The organism is Billgrantia montanilacus (assembly GCF_003336675.1).
Taxonomy (GTDB): domain Bacteria; phylum Pseudomonadota; class Gammaproteobacteria; order Pseudomonadales; family Halomonadaceae; genus Halomonas; species Halomonas montanilacus.
Map to the genome: position 1 here is coordinate 12246 of NZ_QPII01000006.1, position 26117 is coordinate 38362.

Consider the following 26117-nt stretch of genomic DNA (forward strand, 5'->3'; position numbering starts at 1 on the left):
CGGAACGCCGAACCGGACGCACCGACATCGACCCTCTCCACCAGTCAGTGAAGGAGACTTGCGGGCCGCTAACGCGACGGCGACACTGGCCGCATCGTTCACCCTGAGGCACCGCAACCATGCATAGCAAGACACCACCGCCAGACAACACCAATCCGTCCTCCAAGCCTGCTCAGCGGTTCAGCGAGCAGCGGCTGGAACGTTATCTATGGAATTCACGGTTTCTGGTGATGATGGCGGTCGTGCCCAGCCTGATCGGCGCGGTGGTACTGTTTATCATCGGTACGATCGACATCGCCAAGGTGCTTGTCGATACCGCCGCCTACTATTTCCTCGGCAGTGTGGAGGACATTCACGACAGCGTGGTGCCCAGTATCATCATGGCCATCGATATCTATCTGATCGCCATCGTGTTGTTGATCTTCGGGCTTGGAGTGTACCGGCTGTTCGTCTCCCCGATCGAGCAGGCAGAGGACCACGCGCCCCAACACCCCTTCAATGTGCAGTCGTTCGATCAGCTCAAGGACAAGATCGCGCGGGTGGTAATCCTGGCAGTCATCATCGAATTCTTCCGCGCCGTGGTGGATATCCGATTCCAGACCCCGCTGGACGCCATCTACCTGGCGCTCTCGGTACTCGCCCTTGCCGCCGCGCTCTACTTGATGAGCCTGGCACATCGCAAGGAGTAGGCCCAATCACCCGTCACGAAGGGCGACGCAAGAATCGCCTGCACTCATGGCAAGAACCCCCGCTCGCATGCTACACCTTGAAGGGACAAGGAATTCCAAGGCCCTGTGACAAGGGCGAGCATGGAAAGGGAGGATGCGATGCAACGCCTGTACTTTCTGATACCTGACAAGGAAACCACCTCGGCCATCGTCGATGAACTCAACGCGATGGGCTTGACCAAGGACGAACTGCATGTCATGGGCAAGGACTGGCAGCCCCTGGAGAAAGAAGGAGTACCCACAGCCACCCTGATCCAGACCACCGATGTCGTCAATGCCTCGAAGCGCGGTGCCATCGTCGGTGCCGCACTCGGCCTGGTGCTGGGCCTGATCGCTCACTTCATCCTCATCGACACCAACATTGTCTGGCTCACCCTTGGCATGATCGTCTTTGGCGCCCTGTTCGGCGTCTGGGCCAGCACGATGGTTGGCGTATCTGTACGCGACATCAAGGTAAGCAAGTTCGACAAGGCGATCAGGCGAGGCTCGATGCTACTGATCATCGACGTACCCGACGAGCAGGAAGACACCTTCAGGACGGCGATCAAACGCCACCACCCCGAAGTCGTCATCGACAAGATGAGCGCCCGGGACAAGAAACAAAATGTGGCTGAGGGGCACTGACCACCTCCCCTGCCCGGTGGAGGTTATTTGCCAACGTTGGCAGCCTCCGCCAGGGCACCTGTCGGCGCCAGTCGGGACGCGGAGTCGGAACGCCGAACCGGGCGCTCCAACAAGGCCTGCAACTACGTCACTGTTGGAGCATCTTCAGATCGCGACCGGAGGCCGAAGGGCTCCCGGCGGTGCTGCCAGGGTCCGCGATCACCGCCAACGCCGCAGCCTCCGCCAAGGCGCCTATCGGCGCCAGTCGCGATGGAAACCAGCGCTCCAACAGCGGCTTTTTCTAATGTTGGAGCATCTCCAGATCGCGACTGGAGGCCGCAGGCCTGCCGGCGGTGTTGCCAATAACGGCAATCCTCTCCACCAACGCTAGCCACGCTGCTGCCGGGCTCACGTGTAAGACAACAATGGTGCGTTCCGCTAAAATGCCGGTTTTCATTCCCTACCCGAGACCCGCCTTGGCTAGCAACGACCACGCGCCTACCCATCCAGCCAGTGCCGATGCAACGTCACTGGATAAACTCATTGGAGGCTGTATCGAGGGCGACCTCACAGCCTTCGAGCACCTGGCAAGCGCCTGTTTGCCGGGCCTGCTCGGCGTTTCGGCTCGCTTTCTCGAACAGCCAGGGCACCATGAAACAGTGTGCCGCGACACCCTGGTGCTAGCCTGGCGCAATCTGTCAGAGCTAGGCAGCGACACGGCGCCCAGCCAGTGGTTGTACGGCATATTCGCCAGCCGGCTCTATAACCAGTTGTTGGCGCTGCATGGCTCACAGCAGGCCATGAGACACCGGGTCAGTACGCTGAAAGCCGAGGACGCGACAACGGTGGATTCACCTACCGGGCCTCGCCCAGCGCTGTTCAGCGGCGCAAGGGTACTGGCGATGTCACAGCAGGTGCCCGCCGTGGCGCTCTCGCCCCGGTTGCTGGGCGAACTCAACGACCGCATCACGGCTGAAATTGCACAATGCAATGCGCCCCTGACGCCTACCGGCGAGCGAGTCTATCCGCCACTCTACGACCCTGCCCTGCGTTCCCGCATGTTCCGCTCTCGGGCCGCGTTTCGCCTCAAGGAGGGCTTCAAACGCCGCCTGGGGCGCCCATTCGAAGACCAGCTATTCAACCGCTGGCTCGACAACAAGGCCGGCAGCACGCTGCTGGAGAACCAGGGCCTGCCGCGCAGGAGTGTCGAAAGGTATCTCGGTCGCAAGCTTGACCTCGAGATGGACCCGAGTACGCTCACCCGCGGCTTAAGCTACCCCACGTCGTTTCCGAACCGCACCCAACGGCGCAAGATCTCCAATCTCTTTATCTGGCCTGGGGACTGGGACGTGAAAACCCCAGCCCTCGCCGCTACCCAACGGCATCAATTCATTCACGATATCTGGAACCACCGGCTCGACCTGACCGCCAGCGACAGCTATGCCGGCCTGAAGAGCAAGCTGGAAAAGGACGGCCCGCTACGCATGCACCATCAGGGCATCCTGCTTGATTCGGAAGCACGCATTCTCGCCTACCTGGAACGCTACCTGTTCTATATGGAAGACATGAGCTGCTTCGGCTTCAAGAGCGACCTGGGTAAAGATGCGCTCGGGATCGCCATCGACCGGCATGGTGACATGATCAAGATCAACAAGGGCCTGCACAGGCTGGCCATGGCCCAAACCCTGGGAATACAGCGCGTTAGCGTAAGGGTGAGAAGCGTACATCAGCTCTGGTGGGAAGAGCACAAAGGCAGCGCCCAGGGAAAAAGAGCGCTGGAGAACGCAATCGCTGCCCTGCCGCATCGTTAGATCCGGCCCTGTCATCGCCGACAGCGGCCTTCACCAAGGCGCCTAGCGGCGCTCCAACAAGGTCAGCAACTACCACACTGTAGGAGCATCTTCAGATCGCGACTGGAGGCCGCAGGCCTCCCGGCGGTGTTACCGGTGCTGGCGACCATCGCCAACGCCAGCGGCCCCGCCAAGGCGCCTAGCGGCGCCAGTCGCGACGCAAAGCGGCGCTCCAACAGTGATATGCGCAAACCACCGCGGCCTCCGCCAAGGCGCCTATCGGCGCTCCAACAAGGTCAGCAACTACCACACTGTAGGAGCATCTTCAGATCGCGACTGAGGCCGAAGGCCTCCCGGCGGTGTTGCCAGGGTCCGCGATCACCGCCAGCGTCACTGATTATCCCTGATGCCGGGCACTACTCCCAGATGGTCATGTGCATAATATTGCCTATTTTTACGCACCCTCCCAATATAAGTGCACTATTTTTCTCATTTTCTGAGGAATGAGCTATTATTGAGCAGAATAATGCTCACCAGGAAGCTTCATGAACCTTACGCTTCAAATCTATCTCAATCGCCACTGGCATGATGCCGCCCTGCTTGAGGTGCTTCAACCCGACAGGGGCACCCATGGCCCTGCCCGGCTGGGCTATCTACAAGGATATGCCCTGGAGTGGATGCTACGGGACGATGAGCATGCCTGTAGCCTGACACTCCCCGTTGAGCTGATGATGAAGCACCACGGCAAGCGTTGGTTCGGCTTCCTGGAAGATATCATGCCTGCCGGCGCCAGCCGCCGTTACTGGGTTTCAGCCCTTGGGCTACAAGGGCTGCCGACAGGCCAGCAGGACAGCGAGTTGTTGAGACACGCCACCATCGCACCGGTTGGCAACCTGAGAATCAAGGAAGCCGTGCCCGAACGAGCGAGAGGCTCACAACTTCATGTCAGGCGCTTCACACGAGAAGACGTCATCGACCGGCATGGGGATTTCCTGGAATACGCGCAACAGATGGGCGCTTCCAGCGGAGGTGCCACAGGCGCTGGTGGTGAAGCACCAAAGCTCCTGCTCCGGTGCAGCCATAATAACGAGGTATGGATAGATACCTGGCAGGATGACCCTCACAATCTCGATAGGCACTATCTCGTGAAGTTCCCCCGCGGAAAGCGCAGCCAGGATGATTGCGATATTCTTCGCACGGAATTCGCCTATTACCATGAGCTGGCCAGCCTCAGAATCGACACCATCGACACGGATGCCATGCAGCTGATCGAAGGCGAGCGCTACCCATCGCTGTGGCTACCCCGCTTTGACGTCACGCAAGATGCCAACGGCCTGACCCGCTTCGGGCTGGAATCCATCTACTCCCTTTTCGACGCGCCCCCCGGCAGCCACCTCAATCACTTCCGGGTCATTCGCCATTTGGTGGCACTGCTGGAGAACCAGTACCGAGTCCTGGAGCTCAATGAGCCCTTCGACCGGGCGAGCTTCGTCATAGAGTGGCTCGAGCGGGACCTGCTCAATGTCGCGTTCGGCAATTCCGACAATCACGGGCGCAATGCGGCCCTGCGCAAGCGGCCGGAAGGGATCTGGCACGCTCCCGTCTATGACTTCGCGCCCATGAAGGCCGACCCCGAGGGCGTGACACGCACAACACGATGGGGTTCTCCGTTTGAAGAGGGTGGCAATTTCGACTGGATCGCCATAGCCCACGCACTGAATGACCTGGCCCCTGCCGAACAGTCCATCAGCGAACTCAAGGCCCTGGCCGGAAAACTGATTGGTCTGCAAGAGAGACTGCACGAACATGGCGTACCGGAGCGGATACTCACCATGCCTGCCGTAGGGCTAGGTACACTGGACTACCGCCTCAAGTCCTGGGGGCTGATATGAAACGACAGAGCCTGAGCCCAGACGAGAGGGAAGAGAAATTGATCGAAGCCACTCGTCGCCTTGTCGCTGGAGAAATCAGCGAAGGCGATCTACTGCGTATTCTGAGACGCGATGTGCTCGGTCTTACCCAGAACGACTATTCACGGCTGGTAGGTATCAGTCGACGCACGCTATCCGATATGGAAGGCGACAAGGGTAACGTCTCGCTCGCGGTGATGAATCGTGCCTTCCGCCCGCTCGGACTGAAGGTCTGCTTGATGCCACGGCAGCGTGCTCTGATCGAGAAGGTGATGGAGAAAGCGCTGGATAATCAGAAGGAATAGCGTCAGCAAACGATAACCGCCAACGCGGGCAGCCTCCACCGAGGCGCCTGGCGGCGCCAGTCGCGACGCGGAGTCGGAACGCCGAACCGGGCGCTTCAACAGCGATCCTCTCCACCAACGCAAACCACGCCGCTGTAGGAGCATCTTCAGATCGCGACTGGAGGCCGCAGGCCTCCCGGCGGTGTTACCGGTGCTGGCGCACCATAGCCAACGCCAGCGGCCCCGCCAAGGCGCCTAGCGGCGCCAGTCGCGACGCAAAGCGGCGCTCCAACAGTGAAATGCGCAAACCACCGCTGCCTCCACCGAGGCGCCTAGCGGCGCTCCAACAAGGTCTGCAACTACGTCACTGTAGGAGCATCTTCAGATCGCGACTGGAGGCCGAAGGACTCCCGGCGGTGTTACCGGTGCTGGCGACCATCGCCAACGCCAGCGGCCCCGCCAAGGCGCCTACCGGCGCCAGTCGCGACGCGGAGCGGCGCTCCAACAGCGGCTTTTTATAATGTTGGAGCATCTTCAGATCGCGACTGGAGGCCGAAGGCCTCCCGGCGGTGTTGCCGATGCCGGCGACCATCGCCAACGCCGCAGCCTCCGCCAACGCGCACGGTATAAGCCAGAGATTATTCTCACCCCAGGCAACATTACTCAGTATGTAACGCGCCCTTCCTCGCATTCGCATCCACAGCCTGGCAAAACGCTTCCAATGCCGCTTCCGCTCTCGGCCAGTCCATCTGGTTCACATCCAGCGGGTCACTTGGCTCTGCCAGCCAATTGACAGACAAGGGGTGTCGGCTATGCCAGTCGTCTCGGTCAGCCGGATCATAGGGGAATAGCACAAAGGAAGGCACATCCAGGCCATCGGCCATGTGCACGGTAGCGGTAATCCCAGAAACCAGCGCATCGGCCCGGGCAATCAGTGCGATGTTGTCATGGATACGGCGAGTATCAGGCAGGCAGAAAACCCGCCCGTGCTTCGACGTCGCGCAGATAGCTTCAACTTCCTCCTGCTTTCCCGGCGCAGAAAGCACACAGATATCATGCGCCGGCAACATCACCAGGAGCTTCTGAATCAAGTGCTCGGTGGTCTCGCGGGTGAGACTGCGAGCCCGCCCCTTGCTATAGGCGTTGATGCAAACAAAGGGCCGTTCCCGGGCTGAAATCAGCTGCGCGACTCTCGCTTCGCTTTCGTCATCGCGGGGAACGATGTAGCGAGTATCGATGCGGGACGCCCCACACCGTTGAAGCAGCGCCGCATACTTCTCAGCGAAATGCTGGCCATGGGTAGTCGCTCCCAGCTTGAGGTCGACCAGACCGACGCTATCGTCCAGGCTGGCGATATGGCGTGCTTTCAAATGGCTGAGCAGGAACATGTCCCGATGCTTGACCAGATGACTGAAATACACCACCAGGTCTACCTCGCCTACCCGTTCCGCAAGCTGCCGCATCTTCTCCTTACTCGGTTTCCGCCGCGTTTCATGCACGGCATCGACCTTGAAGACGTCGCGAAAAAGCGGCGCCATTTCAGGCGTCGTGATGACCTCGATGGATATCGATGAGTCAATGGCCTTGAAGGCCTTGGGCACGAAAGAGAACACCACCGAATCGCCCCATTTGGCATCCCAGCGTACGAAGACCACGCGCTTCACGTCGGCCGGAGCCTGTAACGGTGGCCGCTGGCGGTCATAGCGCCGGCGGCTGATAGCATTGCGAATCGTATCCCGGCTCGCTCTGATACCGTTCAGCCATTTTCTCATCTTGCTCTCTCACCCCATTGACTCGATCCGCCGCGCTGGAAAACACCTGCACTTTCCGTTAGGCTGGCCCCATTTGATAGGGGTCAGGGTAACATAAGATGCCATTCCCGCTAACACACCAGCGGTATTATCCCGCATATTCAAAACGCAAAAAAATGTCTCAGAACCGCACCCTGGCTGGCACCCTACCTTGTTCTCTTTTTCTCCACCTATGCACCCTGCCCATTTATTGGCAACTATCCTTTCGGGAGTTGAAATGAATATAGTATTTTCCACCACAAGACAGTGGAATCCAGGCGATGAATTCATTCTAATGGGCTGTATCAACCTTCTTTCTCAGCACATCGGGGATTTCAATCCCATTATTTATAACAGGAACCCACAAACCCGCAGGGCCCGGAAGTTCGATATCATAAAGGCAATCGACAACAAGCTGGGAAAGGACTTTGTCGAAAAGTTTCTGGACAACTCCGTGAAAGACAGGCTGCCGATGGATTACGCCGACATGGTCGTATTCGCCGGCTCACCGGAGTGGCGGGGAAGAAGAATGACGAAGCTCTATTCGTCCATTCTTGAACACAAGCTGCCTACTGTTTTCCTAGGGCTTGGAACCAGTGGAAAATTCACGTTCACTGATGAGAATTTTACAGAAAATGAACAGGATGTTTTCCGGAAAGCCCTTCTGGTGACTACAAGGGACAAGGACACAAAAGAGGGCCTCGCCCCCATAGAGGCTCACCATATTCCCTGCCCCGCCCTCTTTTCCAGTAAGGAATCCAGGGTGGTAAAAACGGTAAAGAAAATAGGCCTGATGTATGGCACAGACAGCGCTGTAGCTTGCAACAACGTTTCAAGCAAGACTTACCAGTACATGATCGAAGTCTACAACAAGATATTACGGGATTTCGGCAGCGATTACGAAATTGAATTCGTATCTCATTACATTGATGAACTCTCCCCCTTCAAGGATGATTTCAAGAAAGAGAAAATACGCTACTCTTACGATGCGAAAGATTATCTCGACATCTACAACCGCTATGATTTGGTCATCGGCTATCGTGTCCATGGCATAGGCATTTCCGCCTCAATGGGGATTCCAGGCATCATGATCTCCCATGATGAACGCTCGACGACCGTCAAAGGCTTCCTGGCCGACATGGTAAACGTAGGCACGGAATATGACGAGCTTCACACGTTGATCCGCGACACCATTGAGAACATAGAACAGAAAAGCCGTGCCATTCAGGCCCATAAGGAAGAAACTCGCGACACGTATCTGTCACTCTTCAAGAACACGATACCTACGTAGAGTGCATCGAACAGGGGGCGCCAGACAGATTTAACGACTTGACCCAGGGTTTCGCAGCCATCTCACATTCCGCGCAAACCTTGAAATGATGCGAAACCTGACGCAGTCCCCCTAACTGGCAAGCCAACGCTGCTTCATGTCATCGTGAATCCATTGGCGGTAGTGGTCGTCAAGTAGCCCCCGCTGGCTGATCGAGCGGTAGATCGCGCGCCACTTCGCCCGGTTTCCCCGCGGCATGGGCTTGACGTGAGTGTCCACCCAGATGATGGTGCCCGTGGGCTTGCACAGCACGTTATTCATATGAAGGTCACGATGCACGTACCCCGCCCTGGCTAACCGCATGATATCTTCACAGAACTGAGCCAGGAACCGCCTGCGCGACGCTTCATCCAACCCCTTGAAGTACTGCTCACCGGTCATCACACCATCGAGGTGCTCCATCAATAGCAGGGAACCCCGCCGATTGAAGGGGTTAAGGGAGACCCCCCAGGCCACGCAGTGCGGGGTCAACAAGCCTGCTGCACGGACCACCTTCTTGCTGCGAACTTCCTTGCGAGCCTCGAACTGGAAGAGCAGGCGTTTTTCAATAAAGTCGCGAAAGAACCAGCGCAGCGGTCTCTGCCGCCACAGGTGCTTGTCACTCTTGACCTTGGCCATCGTCCCCGTCGACTCATCGAAATAAATCTCGCTGCTGGCCACCTGTTCTAGCAGGCGTGAGCGCTCATCCTTGTACAGGTGCAAGGGTGTGGACGACGAAGCATACTCGAAAAGCAGATAGCTCCGCTGCTGCCCCTCCAACTTCACTGTAGCCACCTTCACTGGCACTGCTCCATACAACCTCGCACACTACGTACAAAATCCCGGCCTGTGCCAGTCTGCCAAAGAAACGATCTGGCTAAGAAACGACCTGTCGAAGGAACGATGTCATAAGGTACCAAACGCTGGCGCCTCTCGCCGGTGTACCAATGCCAACACCAGCATCATCACCTGCATATAGGCATAAAAGGTCGTCATCATCTCATGGTGGATCGCCGCTTCGGTCAGGCTGTACAGGGCAAAGCCAGCGGTAAACACCAGGCCGGCCTGCGACCAGGTGTTGCTCCGGTCGCGCCGATACAGCCTCCAATGGTAAATACCCGGTACTACCAGGTAACCCGCCAGCGCCAGTAGGCCCAGCACGCCCCCCGTCGCCGCTACCTCGAAGTACTGGCTATGGGCATGGCCGCGGCTGACACCAAGCACCCACTCGGTGATCACACCCTGCTCCACCAGCTCGGCATTCAGTGCTTCGCGTTCGGCATAGCCCAGGCCGATCAGCGGGCGTTCCATGAAGGCATGGCTTGCAGCCGTCCACAGCTGGATACGCCCACCGCTGGAGACCGCTGCCTCGATATTGTCCTCCGCCAGATTACGTATCTCGGCCAGGGAGTAATCGACGCGACGTTCCACCTGGGGCAGCGCGGCATAGCTTAGCATGGCCAGGGCGATCACGCCGACCAGCGCCCCCACTATGGCCTTCCAGCCCAGCCTGTCGGCATTGAGTACCAGTACCAGCAGCAGTAGCAACGGAATCGCCAGAATCGCCCCCCGGGTCAAGGTCAGCAGGCAGGTCAATACGCCTGCCAGCGCTGCCAGCAGCAGCCAGGCCTTGCGCCTGCTGCCACGAACCAGGCTGGCCGCCAGGAATGCCATGGCACAGCTCAAGTAGCCCAGGTTGATGCTGAACAGGAAACCATCGGCGCGTGTCAGGCCAAGCCAATGGGTCTGGTATAACGCCACACCAAAGGCACCAAGGCAGCCCAGGATCACCCCCATCTCCATCTTGTTCCGGAATAGAGGCAGGTCCACTGGGTAGACCAGGTGGCGCAACATGAGATAGATCGGCACCAGGGCCAGCATATGCGCCCCGGGGCTCAAATAGCGCGACTGCTGCTCATCCAACCAGAAAATCGGCAACCGGGAGAGAAGAAACAGCAACAGCAGGCCAATGACCACCCAATCGAACCGGTCTACCTCAAGCGTATGGCGATGCACGACCAGATACCCGATGGAATAGAGCATCAACAGTGCCACCACCCCATGGCTGCGTATCGGCGTGGCAATCAACAGCGCCAAGACCAGCAGCAGCGCCCACTGGTTCACCATCAAGGCGCGTTCGCGCGCAAAGACCCCCGTCATGCCTATCCCCCGTCATCAATCTGCTCCAGAAACACGACGGGCGCCAGAAGGCGCCCGTGAGGATGATACCACTAGTCACGCTGGCCGAAATCACTCCCTGGCTTTCAACGAACTCCCCCGCCCCACGGCGTAGTACAACAGCCCGGCGCGCTGCATCATTGCCGGATCATAGAGGTTGCGACCATCGACCACCACCGGCAGCGCCAACTGCTGCTTGAGCCAGGCGAAGTCGACCGTACGGAACTCCTTCCACTCGGTACAGATCGCCAGGGCATCGGCACCCTTCACCGCCTGGATACGATCAGCCACCAGCACCAGGTCGTCGCGCTCGCCGTAAAGCCGGCGGCACTCCTTCATGGCCTCGGGGTCGTAGGCCTGCACCCGCGCGCCCGCCGCCCAGAGCGCCGCCATCAGGTCGCAGCTGGGGGCGTCGCGCATGTCGTCGGTGTCGGGCTTGAAGGCCAGCCCCCACAGCGCAATCACCTTGCCCTCGAGCTTGCCGTCGAAGGCCTGGCGCAGCTTGGCGAACATGCCCTGCTTCTGGCGTTGGTTCACCGCCTCCACCGCATTGAGCAGCTCGGCCGAATAGTCCAGCTGTTTTGCCGTGTGTGCCAGCGCCCGCAGGTCCTTGGGAAAACAGGAGCCACCGTAACCGCAGCCCGGATAGATGAACTGGTAGCCGATGCGCGGGTCACTGCCGATGCCACGGCGCACCTGCTCCACATCGGCCCCCAGCCGCTCGGCCAGGTTGGCGATCTCGTTCATGAAGCTGATCTTGGTGGCCAGCATGGCATTGGCGGCGTACTTGGTCAGCTCCGCGGCCCGCACGTCCATGAACATCAGCTTTTCCTGAAGGCGAATGTAGGGCGCATAGCACTCGCGCATCAGCTCCCGCACCTTCTCAGCATCGGTGCCCACCACGATCCGCGGCCCATGGGTGAAATCGTCGATCGCCGAACCCTCCTTGAGGAACTCGGGATTCGAGCACACATCGAAGCTCACCCCCACGCCACGCGCCTCAAGCCTCCGGGCGATGGCCTCGCCTACCCGGTCGGCGGTGCCCACTGGCACTGTCGACTTGTTGACGACCACCTTGTAGTCGTACATCAGCTCGCCGATGGTGTTGGCCACCGCCAGCACATGGCGCAGGTCAGCGCTGCCATCCTCGTCCGGCGGCGTGCCCACGGTGATGAATTGCAGGGTGCCGAAGGCCACGGCATCGGTGGGATCGGTGGTGAACTGCAACCGCCCGGCCTCGATATTGGCTTTCACCAGCGACTCGAGCCCCGGCTCGAAGAAGGGGATCTCGCCGGCCTCCAGCTGGGTGATCCTGGCCTCATCCACGTCCATGCACAGCACCTCATGGCCCACATCGGCCAGGCAAGCGCCCGTCACCAAGCCCACGTACCCCGTTCCGAAAACGGTAATTCTCATAACCCTGCTCCTTCAACCAATGCGCCGCACAATGCTATAACAGCCTGACAAGCGGGCAAATCAGCGAGCCCCGAACCCGGTGAACAATATTCGCACGGTCTTCAGGCTGATGAGCACGTCCAGCCACAGCGAGAAGTGCTTGATGTAATAGAAGTCGTACTGCAGCTTCGTTGACATGCCATCGATCTCGGCAGCATAACCCTGCTCCACCTGAGCCCAGCCCGTAATGCCAGGACGTACCACATGGCGATAGCTGAAGAATGGCACATCCTGCTCGTACCACTCCGAGAGCGACGCCGATTCCGGCCGTGGGCCAATAAAGCTCATTTCACCCTTCAGGATATTGATAATCTGCGGCAGTTCGTCGATACGATACTTGCGCATCCACATGCCAACCCGGGTAATCCTCGGGTCATCCTCGGAGATCGTGAAATCCTCGCCGCTCATGTCGTGGTACATGCTGCGGAACTTGTACATCAGGAAGGGCCGCTGGCGATAGCCCATGCGTGGCTGCAAGAAAAATGCCGGGCCGGGGCTATCACGCTTGATCAGGATGGCCACCACCGCCATCAAGGGCAGCAGCAACGGCAACAGCAGAATGGCCGCGATGAAATCCAACACTCGCTTGAAGCCAACGTACATCAGCGAAGGCAGCAGGCTACCAAACTCGTTTTCGGAGAGATGGTCTATCTGCACCCGACCGGAAATCGACTCCGAAATCTGGCGGATGTGATAGACAGGAATATGGCAGAGCGTGCAGCGCGCCAGGAACCGCTCCCATTCGGCAGGAAGGTCTTCAGCCCGCAGGTCGGCCACCACGCCATCGTAACGCACCCCCTCCAGGTCGGTTGAATCAAGCATGCGCAGGTCAACCTGGCGTGTTCCCAGCAGCCGCTTGGTATCACCGAACGGCACCAGGGCGAGCTTAAGCTTACGGAAGCGCCGGCCGACGAAGTACCCCATGAAGAACCACGCCAGGCTGACCAGGTAGCCTCCGAACAACACCTGCCGCGTGTAGCCTTCACGAGCGAAGAACAGTATTGCCACCGCGATCAGAAAGGCGATGGAAACGGTGGGAATGATATAGGCGGCCAACTGTGCCCCGGGGAATTGGGACATACGCCGCAACGTCAGCGCAGAGGCCACAAAGGCCAAGGCGATGGCGATAATAGTGTTGGTACGTACATCCGGCAAGTAGTACCAGAATCCCCAGCCCCAACGCTCCAATGCGGGTAGCCCGATGACCAGCGGCATACCCACCAATAGATGCAACCCCAGGCCTAGCAACAGAACCTCATACCACCGCGAATGGCGGCGCTCGTACTCACGCTTCATTCATCACCAATGCCAGTATATCGGTAGCCATCTCATCCATGATCCGGTCTCGGCGCCATTTCGCCACGAAGGCTGGCCGCGGGCGCGAGTGTATCTCAAGACGTTCCAGCGCGGCGAGTGCCCCATCCAGGTCGCAAGGGGGAAACACCACCGCATTGTCGATCTCTTGCTCCACGAAACTGGCGGGATACCCGGCCACACCGGCCCAGATCGGCTTTCCGGTTGCCGCGTACTCGAACAGCTTGGAGGGCAGCACGCGGGTAAAGGAGGGAATGTCGTCCAGGTGCAGGAACAGCACATCGGCGTGCCGATACAACTCGAGTACCTGCTCCCGGGGCTGCGGGGTGCGTAGCTCGACGTTGGTGACACCGCGTTCCTCCAGCGCCTGCTCGAGCCCTGCTCGCGCGCCACCATCGCCGATCACCAGGAACTCGGCTCGTCCAGTCAGCCGTGCAGCTAGGCCCGGGAGTATATGCTCCAGCCCCTGGCCGGCCCCCAGGTTACCTGCGTAAAGCACCTTCAAGGGTCCACCCACTGGTGGTTGGTCGGCCGGCATGAATCTGCCCTGCTCCACTGCCTCGACGAACAACGAATCGATCCCGTTGGTATGCCAGGTAAACCGCTGGTGTGGATAGCGAGGGACGAAATAGGATTCGAAACCCCGCGAAACCAGGTTGACTCCATCTGCCGGACCCAGCGCCCAACGTTCGAGCCCGGCAAACAACGGGGCCAGCAGGCGCCCCGCCCCAAGCGGTAAAACATGGGGTAGGTTGTCAACGAAGATATCGCGAATATCCTGATAGAGCCTTGCCTTGTGACGGGCGGCCAGCCAGCGCCCCAGCACGGCCGGCATCAGCCGCGAAGAGGTTGCCACCACCAGGTCATACCGGCGCTCTTTCGAATGGCGCAGCACGCGAAAGGCATAGTGGAGAAATGCCCAGGCCTGAGAGGCCATGCCACTACCGCCGCTCGGCAAGGTGACTCGGGTGATGGTCGTCTTGCCACCGGGCAATCTCTCGACAGCCGGTACCTGGTAGTTACCGATGCCGAACCGATTCGGCATCGTGGTCACCACATGCAACTCACTGCCTTGTGGCAGCCGATGCTCCAGTGCCTGAACAAGCGACTGGGCACGAAAGGCGCCGGCGCTGATATCGGGGGGGTAGTAGAAGCTGAGCAGCAGTAGGCGAACCGGTTTCATCAATGACTCGGCTCGCGTACCTGTGCAGCAGGCAGCACCCTTGAATAGAGTGCTACGAGGGACTCTTCCTGAGCTTCCCAGTTGAGCGACTGGGCCGCCAGTTGGGCATTGGCCCGATAACGCTCCCTCAAAGCAGGATCCTGTACCAGTTCATGAATGGCTTTGGCCAGCGCCTCGGTATTCCCTTCGGGGACCAACAGGCCGAGGTCATATTCACGCACCACCTTGCTGATCTCGGGCAACTGGCTAGCCACCACCGGCAAGCCGGCAATTACGTATTCAAACAGTTTATTAGAATCGGTTGTGAAGTGGTTCAGGCAGGTATTCTCGATGGGTTGCACGCCGATATCCGCAGAGGACGTATATTTTGGAAGATCGTCAAGCGGCACGGTCGGGATGAAAAATACACGGTTATCCAAATCTAGAGACACGGCAAGCTGCTTCAGTTCCTCATGAAGACTACCACCACCTACGAACACAAAATATGCACCAGGCACATGTACTGAACACTTAACCAAACGCTCAAGCCCTCGCCCAGGCTGCTGGCCACCTTGGTAAATTACGATTGGGTACGGTTCAGACAAGCCCAGCATTTCCCGAATTCGCTCATCTCCTTGAACAATCGCCAACCGGGGCCGATTTTGTAGCACTAGGGGTCTTGGTATTTTATAAGCGCGGGCAAAAAACTTCGCCCTAGCGTCCGTGGTAGTAATTGTCCCGGCCGCCTTGGGCATAATTGTCTTTTCAATCCAAGCAACGAGTCTGCCAATTTTTCGATAGCCCTCACGACCAGTGCTAATTTCGTGAGCATCGTACACAAGTTTTGCGCCGCAAAGACGAGCCGCTAACCAAGCCGTAGGTAACACATTCACGTCGTGAGCGTGTACAACTGCTGGTCGTTGCTTCAGAAGACTCAGAAGAACACCGATATGGGTAAAGGTACGGCTAATCATCAATAAAGACAGCTCAAACCGGTTCCTCTTTGCTGTATGCTTTTTTGGTTTCGCAAGTATGGCACCTTGCTGACGCCCATGGCGAATAACCATGACACCCGATGAGAGTTTTTCCTCTCGGGGTGTAACACCATGCGTAAATAGCCCATGCACATATACTTCGTAACCTGCAGAAACGAGCGTACTTGCTTCATTTTTTACACGAGCATCGTTCTGAACATCATTCCATACGAACATTGCAATCCGGGGCACAAATCCTCCAATGACGAAATATAACTTAGCCGCGCTTGGCCGCAAACAATATTTTAGAGACCAAGGCGTAAGCCTCGGCATAACGAGCGCGCTGCAAACGCTGATCGAATTCTGAGATTAACGCAGAAAGTTGAACTTCATGTGGTTCGATTTTATCAATGTCTTCACGTTCTGAAGCGATAAACTCAAGACTATACGAAAACGTGTTTTCATACAGCGCCGATATGGGCAACTTTTCGCCAATAGGTGAAATGCTCCACCGGGTCCAATTAATTAAAAAATATTCACTGTTACCAGCCTTCCATAACATTCCCGGCTTTATATCAGGAACAGTAAGAGACAGGGGTAAAAAACGCAACTTCTGCTTTATATCATTCAGGCGAGTCAACAATTGTGCGACGGCAGCCGGGTCCGCTAGACGATCGAGCAAATCCCTCATTCGAATTATCGACTGCTGCTCCAGTCGGTGCCAGAGCATAGGGTGAGATCGCGCATACAATGAAACCACATTGCTTTCAGGCTTCGTGGCCATTATTCGAATGCGAAACTTAACAACCTGGTCTATGGTTTCCTTTTTTCCACATCGCTTAAGACCAGTGACATCAAAAACATGGCAATTAATCCCCTCTACCAATGTGAATTTTACAATGGGAACCGTTGGTATAGAACCCTGACTAGACAGCAAAGTAGCTTCATGCTTAGCCCAAGCAGATCGGTTGCTATTGAACAGCTTCATAACATACTCAAGAGTTCCTCCATCAGTCGATACCTTCACATGGTAACATACAATGTCGGGCAATCCGATATCGAACCACTGCGTTTCAGCCTCGAATCTTTCAGAACCAACTAATTCAGTCAGTATTTCTTCGATCCAAGCGTCACGTGCTTTGGGCTCAATTAGAGGCCAAAAACCCTGATTACGTGGGATAGGCTTCTGGGAAAACGTATGTCCATGAAAAAATAAGGCACTGAGTTGAGCCTTCTGCCCATAGAGCCCCTGTATGTCTTTAGCAAAGTTTGCTAATCGCCCGAATGTCTGTCTCGTTAATAACAAGGCGATAACCGAAACTAAAATACCTGGAGGACTTCCTAACAGATGATTTAGCACAATATATGCAAATGACAAAAGAAACCCAAGACTTCCTAACAATCGGGACACTGCCCCCAATTCTTTAAAAAGCTTTGAATAAAAAGAACTAGAAAAAGAAGCAATAGCACAAACAATCAACACACATGCCAGAACATAAATTATAATAACAACCGCTATCTCATGATAAAACCAAGCCATGACTGTAAGGCACAATGAAACAAAACCAACTGTTGCCAAATTTTGGCTGTACCTAGCGTAGCCTTTAGATGCAATTTCCTGTTGGTTTTCAAAAATTGCCAGCTTTTTGCTTCGGTTCAGTAATTTCTCACAAGCCGATGTGGCAGCAAATTCGACAATTTTACCCGTTAAGAGATGCGCCAGATAAAAACATACCGAGGCAACACTGAGAAAAATCACCAAGCCATCTCGCCCGACATTCTGAAATGCGGGAGGAAAATATACGGGAACAGTTTCGCTACCTAAGAGCAAAACAACTTTCAGCGGTAATAAAAAACCAGCCAGCAGAAAAAACTGACTTAAAATGCTGGACACAACCGCTAGCAGAGTCAACCAAGGCACCACACGCATAAATTTGTGGCTCAGGGTAACTGACCAGCGAAGGGCTCGACCAACGGAGTAAACAGTGCTCGTCATTACATCATCCAAGGTCTGTTAAACACCATGCTGACCAATCAACTCGGCTGCTAACACAGCACCATTAGTGGCAGGCAAGTCGCAACCACGAGATTGACATTCCAATAATCTTTTCACAACTGAATCAAACTCTTCTTTTGAATATTCAACCATCATCTCGTAGGGGCCGTAATGAAGGGATTGCTGAACTCTCTTTAATTGGTCGTCAGCACCAGTTTCAGTGTTAGGAATAAACAGAGCGGGCAATCCAAGCCTTACCGCTTCACATACTGAGTTATAACCACCTGCAAGAACTGCAAAATCAAACGCACGAAAATATTTGCTATTAGGGTAATCGACAATTACCGAGTCTGCACGTAAGTCAGGTTTCGTATGCAATGCTATTGGCGATTGGCCTAGCACGACCCGAATACCTTTTTCCCTCAGGTTGCTAATAATTTTATCCTGGACATCATCAATCCCATTAATATTTCCAGCACCCAATTGTACATAAGCACAAGGTTGATCTTTAGGTAGGCGTAAAATATCACGTGCCAAAGCACGATTCATCAAATCATTGCGATCGAGTAATGAAATAGGTCCCAACTGATGAATAGCTAATTTTAGTGTAGTTGGTCCTTCATTTTCTGCCACAAGTTCGCCAGGTGCGAGAACCAAAGAAAAACCGGATGCCAGTGACTTCAAATGCCCCTGATCGACACTGTCCTTATAGAGGCCTCGTTTGACCCACACGCACTGAAGCTTTGGATATGAGTGCATGGCTCTTTGCAATCCAAGATAAGGAATAGTACCATCAAACACCAAACAAAGTGGACGGTGTATGCTCAACACATTGACAAGTGAACGATAAAAGAGCTTATTCCAAGTAATTGCATCTGTCTTGAGTAGCTTAGAGGGTGTGATGTGATGGCACTGAAACCCTTCCTTATGAACCAGTGTCACACCGATGCTGGTTGTTAAAAAAATTATCTCAGCATCTGGCTGTGCACTACGGAGTCTCCGCGCGATAGCAAGCGAACGTGTCAGATGCCCCAACCCCGCCCCATTGATAGGAAGAAATAAATAAGTTCGCTTGCGCGGCTTGTAAAAGAACCCTTGAATTGAGGGTAGCCTAATCCACACGTATTTTAAAAGTGAAGTGATCAAAAAACACCTATTGCTATAAATTTGAGCGTAGATAGCTTTTCATCTTATCAATCAGCACGGGGAAGGAATCGCGCCAAGAATCATTAACCGAAGGACTGTAAGCTGAAAATTTGGATATCCACTGTTCATCATAAGAAAAGGAATCCCAAAATGGATCATAAAGATCTTTCATCGAAACCTCAGGGACAATTCCTTCTCTAACAAAACCATAATAATCTTGGCCAACATCATCGAGCTCAAAGTACTGAAATACAGGAACTCCGGCTTCCAGTAGCTCAATCACAACCGATGAATTAGGCACAATGGCGATGTGATCAAATGACGGGGTACTGTCATAAATAGTAACACCGCTAACAGTGCGTAGAAAGTCCACGCTTGCCCGCGGATGGGGTTTAATTCCAATATTGAGTACATCAGCATTAGTCTTCAACGCATCAACACAGCGCAGAACTGCGTCCTGATTGAACACAGAGCTCAAGTAGATGACGGCTGAAACTTTATCAATAGCATTTTGAAACATTCCAGATAAATTTTGAACTTTTCGACTACGAGGCACGATGAAAACATCGCCAGAAACTTTACCTATCCTCCGGTAAATATCCAATGTTTTTTGATTACGGAGTACTGATACACTGAAATCCAATGGTGGGAAGGAGTCTGAAACTTCAGCGTGCTGAACATAAACAACCGGTATATCCAGGTACTGCATAATCATCGACGCCGCGACAGGAAAATCCGTATGATCATTTGCAACTACCAACGCACACACCTTCACCTCCTGCCGACGTGTACTTGCATAGACATTCAAAAATACCTTTGCATACGTAAAAAGGTATTTTAAAGATATTGGTCCCAACTTGATACGAAATAAATATAACAGGCACAAAAAGAATAAATAAAACGACACGATATACTCATATTTTGTTTTTTTAGCAACCTTCGTAGTCACAAATGAAAGATTTTCTTCACGCGCATAACTATTAACAGGCAGTTCATCTAATACTAATTGAGAAAAAAATAAAAACTCTCGTTCATTATTCGCTGAAGCACCACAGTATATAATAGGATTATTAGGCATCTCATATATTTTGAGATCGCTCCGTAAAAGATGCTTGGCGAGTTCTTGAATCGAAAGTACAAATCCTCTTATACTAGGTGAAGCAAAAGAATAACGTTCAAGAAGAATAGGGGTATTATAGACATCAGGCACATTCCCATACCTAATTATTTTAAAATTTCTATTCAAGCCTTTATAAAAAAAACGAGAGAGATTTAGCAAGTTCACACACTCACCTCTTGATAACGTACAGCAGAAACTAAAGCCTGACCAAAATCAAGCGCCACAGCCCCGTTGCTAGCTGCTTCAGCAATAAAAATTTTGCCTATAAATCCTGCGGAAACTAAAAACACAACTCCTGGGCCTGCATGAAATGCAATACTATCTATATATTTTTTGTATACATGCGGTAATATTCCATCAACAGAACTACCTATATCGCCATCACGCAGCAATCTGTGAGTTGGTATCTCAATACAAGTTAATTTTTCACTATCAGGGGCCCACCTTTCGATTAACTTGGTATCTACTCCCGATACTACACATACTTTATTAGCAACTCTAAAAATATCGTTAATGAAATCATCATCAAAAAGAAATAAATTACTCTGATCTTCAACTATCACTTTATTCTCAAAAAAGGGTGAAGCACCTTTCATAACGCAGAAAATTCTAGATATCAGTGAATTACAAGGATATGCGTCACGCTTTACTAAATTAAAATCCCGTATTAATCGAAGAACAGTGGGTACTCCTAGAATATCAGCGCGTTCAACTGCATGCAGAAAGCTATTCTGAAGCTCTTCCCTAAGAGCAATATCAAGGTACTGGCCCCACCAATGCAATTCCTGACGCGTTACACCTTGCTCATCTACGTGAATCTGATCGGCCATTCCATAGCACTCCCCATCACCTAGTCTCATATAAGAAAGAGATATATTTTTGCCAACAGCATCTACAATGAATTCGGAGAGCTGAGATCTTTTGTCTGAACTAAATCTTAGCTCAAGAAAATTTTTTGAGCTCGGAATTTCCTTATATAAATATAAGATATCGTTCTTGTACTTTTTAGAAATATGGTATGGTAAAGACAAAAATTGATGCTCAAGCTCGCTAAAACTAATTTTATTTGTGTACGATATACTTGCGCTAAGCAGCGATAACTTCAACACAGCAGGTGATGACAATGATTTTTCGAGCTTATTTTTCCAGTAGTCGAACTTATTTTTTTCGTTCGCTTGTGCTAATCGCGTTAAAAATTTAACCTTTTGAAATTCCGTTAAAGATGTGGGTAAAACTCCAATCTCTTTTAGCAAAGAGTCAACTTCTTCAACAGGGGCTTTAGCAACAACAAGCGTAGACAAAGCGCTTGTTAAAGTGCTGGGCTTATCAGATGTACATATAATTGAAAAATACTCACCCAACAGGAAAGAAAAATCAAGACTGAATTCTATTTCTTTAAATGCATACATCTTCAATAGAATTCTTAGCCGAAGCTCCCTATCAAGTACTAACTCATGTGCATTATATAATTTAGTAAGCCAGCCTGTATGAGCATCCGCTACCGAAACAATCGAATACCATAATACTGAACGCGAAAAAGCCATTTCTTGACTAAAGAAATTGAGAGTAACTACGGGGTCAGTTGAATATAACAACGCATGATGCGCGATTGAAACCTCATTCAGATTCTTCTTTTCACGGGCAACAATTGCTCGGGCGAAACTTGGAAAATACCGGATTACTGCATAAACAATTGCTATTTTAAATTTGACAATTGCTTTTCGAATTAATTTAATTGACGTCCATTTCATTCACTTTTCCTTTCAGCATGATATCCAGAAATCTCAATACTTCGTCGAAAACCTGCTGGACACACAATTCTCTCGAATTAGAAAAATCTATCCAGGGAGGTGCAATAACAGTTGAGTTCAGTGTATACCTGTCATGTGAACTAACACCACCTGCCGTTCTAAGAAAATAGTTCTCAGGAGAAAAACCTAACATCCAAGTTTCAATTCCTAATGCGGCGCCTAGCTCAATTGGCAATGAACTTATACCTACCAACAAATCTAAGTCACATAGATAGTTTCCAAAAGCTTGAAAGTCATTAAACATATCAATATCATTTATTGTTCTTATTCCATTATTCAAGCAATATTCTATTTCATCTTCGTCCATTGAATGCTGAATTGACCAAAGCTCGACACCATCTATTTTCAAAAGCGGAGCAAAATCATTTACATCAAGATACATCATTTTTCTCGCACCAGTACGTATGTGACTCCTCCAAAGTATACCAATTTTTAACTTATCGTTATTAGGAATAACATTCTTATAATTTGGAAGCCTCAAATAGGGACCTTCTTTCGGCCTTAAAATATCACCGAGCACATAGTTGAAAAAAACATTTTGCCCAAAAGTAATTAAATCGGAACTGTTTAGATAATAACGGCAATCTTCAGTTAAGTATTTTGAAATTTTCTCTCCAAACCCATTAAGACGAACACTTTTTTCAACGCTGAAATTTCCCGATAGATTTTTTAATCTATCAACTGGTATAAACTGTATATCTGGAAAAGATTTATTAAAAATATCTAACAAGCGAGGGTCGCAAGAAACTATTACTTTTCTATAAAATGATGATAATGCAGTGTAAAATTGTGCTGTCCTTACTTCATCACCGACTCCTTCATCGCCAATCAAAAAAATTGTACTACCAGATTTGTCATTAAGCCTTTCATAGTTAAGAAATCGATTACCATAATGACTTTTTAATGCTAACCAATGCTTTGCATACCTTTTTGAATATTGACCTCTAATATAATCCCCTGACATAAGAAGGCTAATAGTCAGTTCACCTTTGACATCTCGGGCACCAGATCTGCCTGCTCCCGCAGTTCCATAGCCTATCCTATCTCTGAGATTAATAATATCTTGCATAGATCTACCAACTCGGGGCAGAGCAAAGCGGATCCCCGTTGCGGCTAATGTATCAGATGGATCCTGAACGAGTACTCGTTGAAAACTATCTCTAGCTGAAAAATAATCATCGGCAGCAAGCGCAGTAAAACCATTGGCTACATAAACAGGCATAAGATGAGCTGCCCTTAGAGATGTTTTAGCTAATTGTAAAACAATACTGTATTTTTCTTTTTTTACTAAAAACTTAAGAAATGCATCCTGCGTGTTTAAATCCATGCTTCCAAAATGTTGAATGAAATAATCATATACTTCATCATATTTATTACTTATTTTTTCATGCAGATGTTTTCCTGAATGTAACAATGATAAAAGAGACGCACTTTCATAGCTCTGAGGTATATCAAATTCTATATCCTCTTGATTGACTATATAATCCTGAAGATAAGAAAAAAATAAACTCAAATAAGAAGCATTCCTCAACCCTTCTCTATTATATAAATCCACTAGATTATTTCTTACGAAAACACTATGCCCAAAAGCGTTCAGCGAAGGTATGAATTTAATTAATAAATCCCAGTCATAGAGATCAACACCTTCGGCTTCAATAAAGGACTTAGGATCTGTAGCACCGTTTTCCTGATAATGTACCGAATACTCAATCCACAATACAGCGTAATAATCCTTTTTTTCTCTTGTATCGTTTGTATTAAACCATTTTTTTGCATCGTGAAGAATAGATATTTTCTTTGTGAAATCATACCCAGAAATACTTACTCTTTCCAGAAAAGCGACTACCAGCTTTGTATTTCTTTTTGGACCGTACAAAATTTCTGCGTAGAGAGCATCAAGCAACTTATCTGCAAGTACACCATAAAAACTTGAATAGTAACATTTTATAACCACTAATTTCTGCGGAACTGACAACAGACTGTAGTCAATACCTAACGCTATTTTAGAAGCAGATTTAAATCGCCTCAACTTGAAATTAAATAAAAATTGTTCGTACGCCTGACTTTGATTATATTTTTTTGAAGCCCCAGAAAACCAAGCCTCATCATATTCTTCATAAACAGTACTTAAGCATTTTTCATGGTAATCTTTGAAAACTGAGTCTAGCCATTGGCCATTAAGCTTTTCATCTATTTTTTTATCAATATGTCTATCAAGTTTATTCTTTAGCTTGGTTAAGTAAAACCTTGGGCTAACTATTTTAGTTTTCATGCAGATACCAATCAAAAAAAATTATAATATAGGGTAATATTTTTCTTATAGACCATCATCTATTATTTTTAAAGTAACTAATATTTTCACCAAAACCACGAAAGTATAGCCCTAACTTTTCCCAAAAAGAAATTTTCCAACCAATTTTAATGCAAAACTGATCAAAAAAGGGCCGAACACACTCATAATAAACCTCATCGATATAACTAAAAAGTTTATTATAGTCATGATATTGAGATTTAATATTACTCCTTACGGACTTCATGAGCTCATAAGGCGCAACATCTCGAACAGATATACCATCATTTTCCATAGCTTCAAAAATGCCTGTTTTCAAAAGTCCTGTTTTGGATATTCCAAACGAACGACAGTCTTCAGCCATCAAGAAACTAGGCTTTCTATTTCTAAGAAAGTGAATATGTCCATGCAGCCTGTAGCCAATATGCAAATCAATATCTTCATAAAATTTTAAATGTTCAGAATCACCTGAAATATCTTTTTCTATAAATCCTAATGACACTGCATAGTCTGCAATTAACTTCGGTATTTTATTCGGCTTGCTGTGATGTACTACATACAAGTCTGAATCAGAAAATTCACGCTTTATAAGTGATAATAGCTTTTTTGATTGAGATAAAAATTTTGTATTATGCTGTATAGTAAAGGCCACTGATTTAACACTTTCAGGTGGAACAAACTTTTCCGTAATTTTTTCATCATCATACAAGGCCAAGTCTCCGATATAACTTGCCCTAATATTATTTCTTATTAACATTTCATGAATTAACTGATCACGACAAGGAATTGTACCTGAGCTGTTTGCCAAAAGCTGAAGTATCTCTTTCGTTTCTTTATTGTATTCATAATTTTTATAAGTATCGACATTTGCCACTAAATTCTGAAATGAACATCCTGTGACATAAATTTTATTAGAAATATCGGTAATATCAGAATACATTTTAAACAGTGAAGGATAAGTATCATTATTTACAGAAAAACCAGGTATTAATATTGTCCGCACCTCTTCTTTATCTATTCCCTCTAACGAATCTTCTCTAAAATAGATGTCTGGATCATAGCTAGGTACTCGATATCTTACTAGTTTAATTGCGGAGTCTGTAATTAACGAATCTCCAACATTTTTAGATTTATGCCTAGGGTATGTGGTTAATAATATATCCATAAATAGAATCGAATATCTCCGTTTCTAGTAATTTAATAATTTTTTATCAGAAACCACGCCAAAGGTGTTCCTACTTTTAAATCTTCACTTGCAATACTGCCGACTACTTGGCTTAAATAACGTGGAGCCAAACCAAACCCAGGCCTAACACTTCGAACATTTTCCTCAGTAATGGTCTCACCTTTTTTTATTGGTTTACAAACATAGAGAGAACGCCGGAACTTCGCATTACCCTTCTCGCTTTCTGAACGGCCAGACTTCACTTTTCCCAATGCTGCCCAAGCGGCTTTGGCCTGACGGCAAAGATCTGTCATGTCTGTAGGCTCAAGAGAGAAGCTATCATCGGGTCCACCTCCTTTTCTATCAAGAGTGAAATGTTTTTCCACAATTGAAGCACCCAATGCAACACTGGCAATAGCCGTTGTGTTGTCCAGCGTGTGATCTGATAAACCGGTTACCAACCCATGGCGCTCGATCATTGCAGGAATGGTACGAAGGTTGTATTCATCCGCAGGCGCAGGATAACCACTCACACAGTGAAGAATTGCCAATTCGCGGCATCCACCATCTATTGCGGCCTCGATGGCTTCTTTTACTTCATCTTCATTGGTCATTCCAGTTGAAATAATCATCGGCTTGCCCGTACTGGCGACATACCGGATTAGTGGCAAGTCAATCGCCTCAAAAGACGCTATTTTATAGGCCGGCGCATTAAGATCCTCCAGCAGGTCTACTGCCGTATTATCAAACGGGGAGCTGAAGATAGGAATATCCAGCTTTCGCGCGTGCTCAAACAAAGGTTTATGCCAATCCCAAGGCATGTGTGCTTCTTGGTAAAGCTGATACAGAGTTTTTCCATCCCACAACCCGCCATGAATCTGAAAATCTTCAGAGTCGCAATTCAATGTAATGGTATCTGCAGTGTAAGTTTGCAGTTTTACTGCATCCGCACCGGCTTTTTTTGCTTCATCAATAATTTGGAGAGCCGTTTCGAGCTTTCCGTTATGGTTCGCAGACAATTCGGCGATGATATAAGGTGGCTCATCAGCTGCGATTCGCCGGCCTGCAATGTTAATCGACGGTATAGTCATG

The 26117-nt window shown here is 50.6% G+C and carries 20 protein-coding genes; 6 read left to right on the forward strand and 14 right to left on the reverse strand.

Annotation, left to right across the window (positions count from 1 at the left end):
- Positions 1-119: 119 nt before the first annotated feature.
- The 5 genes from DU505_RS09920 to DU505_RS09940 all read left to right on the forward strand — a co-directional run bounded on the left by DU505_RS09920 (position 120) and on the right by DU505_RS09940 (position 5336).
- Positions 120-689, forward strand: coding sequence for a YqhA family protein (locus tag DU505_RS09920; RefSeq protein WP_114478836.1), 570 nt, complete (start codon positions 120-122; stop codon positions 687-689).
- A 138-nt stretch (positions 690-827) separates the two neighbouring features.
- Positions 828-1352: a DUF1269 domain-containing protein gene (locus tag DU505_RS09925; RefSeq protein WP_114478837.1), complete on the forward strand. Its 525-nt coding sequence runs from the start codon at positions 828-830 to the stop codon at positions 1350-1352.
- 455 nt (positions 1353-1807) lie between these two features.
- On the forward strand, positions 1808-3142 hold the full coding sequence (locus DU505_RS09930) for an RNA polymerase sigma factor (protein WP_114478838.1): 1335 nt from the start codon (positions 1808-1810) through the stop codon (positions 3140-3142).
- 524 nt (positions 3143-3666) lie between these two features.
- A complete protein-coding gene (locus tag DU505_RS09935; RefSeq protein ID WP_114478839.1) occupies positions 3667-5013 on the forward strand; it encodes a type II toxin-antitoxin system HipA family toxin in 1347 nt (448 codons plus the stop codon).
- The gene (locus DU505_RS09940) at positions 5010-5336 is read left to right on the forward strand and encodes a helix-turn-helix domain-containing protein (protein WP_114478840.1); all 327 of its coding nucleotides are present in this window, start codon (positions 5010-5012) and stop codon (positions 5334-5336) included. The genes DU505_RS09935 and DU505_RS09940 overlap by 4 nt, the downstream gene beginning before the upstream one ends.
- 638 nt (positions 5337-5974) lie before the next feature.
- On the opposite strand, the gene DU505_RS09950 is transcribed toward DU505_RS09940, so the two are convergent.
- Positions 5975-7087, reverse strand: coding sequence for a glycosyltransferase family 9 protein (locus tag DU505_RS09950; protein ID WP_114478842.1), 1113 nt, complete (start codon positions 7085-7087; stop codon positions 5975-5977).
- 256 nt (positions 7088-7343) lie between these two features.
- Here DU505_RS09950 and DU505_RS09955 point away from each other — a divergent pair, with 256 nt between their 5' ends.
- Positions 7344-8396: a polysaccharide pyruvyl transferase family protein gene (locus DU505_RS09955; RefSeq protein WP_114478843.1), complete on the forward strand. Its 1053-nt coding sequence runs from the start codon at positions 7344-7346 to the stop codon at positions 8394-8396.
- A 111-nt stretch (positions 8397-8507) separates the two neighbouring features.
- Here DU505_RS09955 and DU505_RS09960 read toward each other — a convergent pair whose 3' ends face one another.
- From DU505_RS09960 to pseI, 13 genes are all read right to left on the reverse strand, one after another.
- On the reverse strand, positions 8508-9215 hold the full coding sequence (locus tag DU505_RS09960) for a lipopolysaccharide kinase InaA family protein (protein ID WP_114478844.1): 708 nt from the start codon (positions 9213-9215) through the stop codon (positions 8508-8510).
- 105 nt (positions 9216-9320) lie between these two features.
- Positions 9321-10574 carry an O-antigen ligase family protein gene (locus DU505_RS09965; protein ID WP_114478845.1) on the reverse strand — a complete coding sequence of 418 codons (1254 nt, stop codon included), beginning with the start codon at positions 10572-10574 and terminating at the stop codon, positions 9321-9323.
- A 90-nt stretch (positions 10575-10664) separates the two neighbouring features.
- Positions 10665-12008 carry a UDP-glucose dehydrogenase family protein gene (locus DU505_RS09970; RefSeq protein ID WP_114478846.1) on the reverse strand — a complete coding sequence of 448 codons (1344 nt, stop codon included), beginning with the start codon at positions 12006-12008 and terminating at the stop codon, positions 10665-10667.
- A gap of 60 nt (positions 12009-12068) precedes the next feature.
- On the reverse strand, positions 12069-13343 hold the full coding sequence (locus DU505_RS22855; protein WP_114478847.1) for an exopolysaccharide biosynthesis polyprenyl glycosylphosphotransferase: 1275 nt from the start codon (positions 13341-13343) through the stop codon (positions 12069-12071).
- The gene (locus tag DU505_RS09980) at positions 13333-14544 is read right to left on the reverse strand and encodes a glycosyltransferase family 4 protein (RefSeq protein WP_114478848.1); all 1212 of its coding nucleotides are present in this window, start codon (positions 14542-14544) and stop codon (positions 13333-13335) included. Before DU505_RS09980 ends, DU505_RS22855 begins: the two co-directional genes overlap by 11 nt.
- Complete coding sequence (locus DU505_RS09985; protein WP_245947874.1) at positions 14544-15749, reverse strand: glycosyltransferase family 4 protein; 1206 nt, start codon at positions 15747-15749, stop codon at positions 14544-14546. Before DU505_RS09985 ends, DU505_RS09980 begins: the two co-directional genes overlap by 1 nt.
- Before the next feature lie 25 nt (positions 15750-15774).
- Complete coding sequence (locus DU505_RS22345) at positions 15775-17493, reverse strand: hypothetical protein (RefSeq protein WP_147273069.1); 1719 nt, start codon at positions 17491-17493, stop codon at positions 15775-15777.
- An 18-nt stretch (positions 17494-17511) separates the two neighbouring features.
- Positions 17512-18639: a glycosyltransferase gene (locus DU505_RS09995; protein WP_147273070.1), complete on the reverse strand. Its 1128-nt coding sequence runs from the start codon at positions 18637-18639 to the stop codon at positions 17512-17514.
- 13 nt (positions 18640-18652) lie between these two features.
- A complete protein-coding gene (locus DU505_RS22350; RefSeq protein WP_147273071.1) occupies positions 18653-19924 on the reverse strand; it encodes a hypothetical protein in 1272 nt (423 codons plus the stop codon).
- Positions 19921-21510, reverse strand: a complete 1590-nt coding sequence (locus tag DU505_RS22355; RefSeq protein WP_147273072.1) for a hypothetical protein — start codon at positions 21508-21510, stop codon at positions 19921-19923. The genes DU505_RS22350 and DU505_RS22355 overlap by 4 nt, the downstream gene beginning before the upstream one ends.
- Complete coding sequence (locus DU505_RS22360) at positions 21491-23842, reverse strand: hypothetical protein (RefSeq protein WP_147273073.1); 2352 nt, start codon at positions 23840-23842, stop codon at positions 21491-21493. Before DU505_RS22360 ends, DU505_RS22355 begins: the two co-directional genes overlap by 20 nt.
- A 55-nt stretch (positions 23843-23897) precedes the next feature.
- Positions 23898-25025: a polysaccharide pyruvyl transferase family protein gene (locus DU505_RS10005; RefSeq protein WP_114478853.1), complete on the reverse strand. Its 1128-nt coding sequence runs from the start codon at positions 25023-25025 to the stop codon at positions 23898-23900.
- A 32-nt stretch (positions 25026-25057) separates the two neighbouring features.
- Positions 25058-26116: a pseudaminic acid synthase gene (gene pseI, locus DU505_RS10010; RefSeq protein ID WP_114478854.1), complete on the reverse strand. Its 1059-nt coding sequence runs from the start codon at positions 26114-26116 to the stop codon at positions 25058-25060.
- Position 26117: the final 1 nt, after the last annotated feature.

Coding starts and splice junctions, on each gene's coding strand:
- DU505_RS09920 (WP_114478836.1), top strand. CDS start 120: ATGCATAGCAAGACACCACCGCCAGACAACACCAATCCGTCCTCCAAG.
- DU505_RS09925 (WP_114478837.1), top strand. CDS start 828: ATGCAACGCCTGTACTTTCTGATACCTGACAAGGAAACCACCTCGGCC.
- DU505_RS09935 (WP_114478839.1), top strand. CDS start 3,667: ATGAACCTTACGCTTCAAATCTATCTCAATCGCCACTGGCATGATGCC.
- DU505_RS09940 (WP_114478840.1), top strand. CDS start 5,010: ATGAAACGACAGAGCCTGAGCCCAGACGAGAGGGAAGAGAAATTGATC.
- DU505_RS09950 (WP_114478842.1), bottom strand. CDS start 7,087: ATGAGAAAATGGCTGAACGGTATCAGAGCGAGCCGGGATACGATTCGC.
- DU505_RS09955 (WP_114478843.1), top strand. CDS start 7,344: ATGAATATAGTATTTTCCACCACAAGACAGTGGAATCCAGGCGATGAA.
- DU505_RS09965 (WP_114478845.1), bottom strand. CDS start 10,574: ATGACGGGGGTCTTTGCGCGCGAACGCGCCTTGATGGTGAACCAGTGG.
- DU505_RS09970 (WP_114478846.1), bottom strand. CDS start 12,008: ATGAGAATTACCGTTTTCGGAACGGGGTACGTGGGCTTGGTGACGGGC.
- DU505_RS22855 (WP_114478847.1), bottom strand. CDS start 13,343: ATGAAGCGTGAGTACGAGCGCCGCCATTCGCGGTGGTATGAGGTTCTG.
- DU505_RS09980 (WP_114478848.1), bottom strand. CDS start 14,544: ATGAAACCGGTTCGCCTACTGCTGCTCAGCTTCTACTACCCCCCCGAT.
- DU505_RS22345 (WP_147273069.1), bottom strand. CDS start 17,493: ATGACGAGCACTGTTTACTCCGTTGGTCGAGCCCTTCGCTGGTCAGTT.
- DU505_RS22355 (WP_147273072.1), bottom strand. CDS start 21,510: ATGAAATGGACGTCAATTAAATTAATTCGAAAAGCAATTGTCAAATTT.
- DU505_RS22360 (WP_147273073.1), bottom strand. CDS start 23,842: ATGAAAACTAAAATAGTTAGCCCAAGGTTTTACTTAACCAAGCTAAAG.
- DU505_RS10005 (WP_114478853.1), bottom strand. CDS start 25,025: ATGGATATATTATTAACCACATACCCTAGGCATAAATCTAAAAATGTT.
- pseI (WP_114478854.1), bottom strand. CDS start 26,116: ATGACTATACCGTCGATTAACATTGCAGGCCGGCGAATCGCAGCTGAT.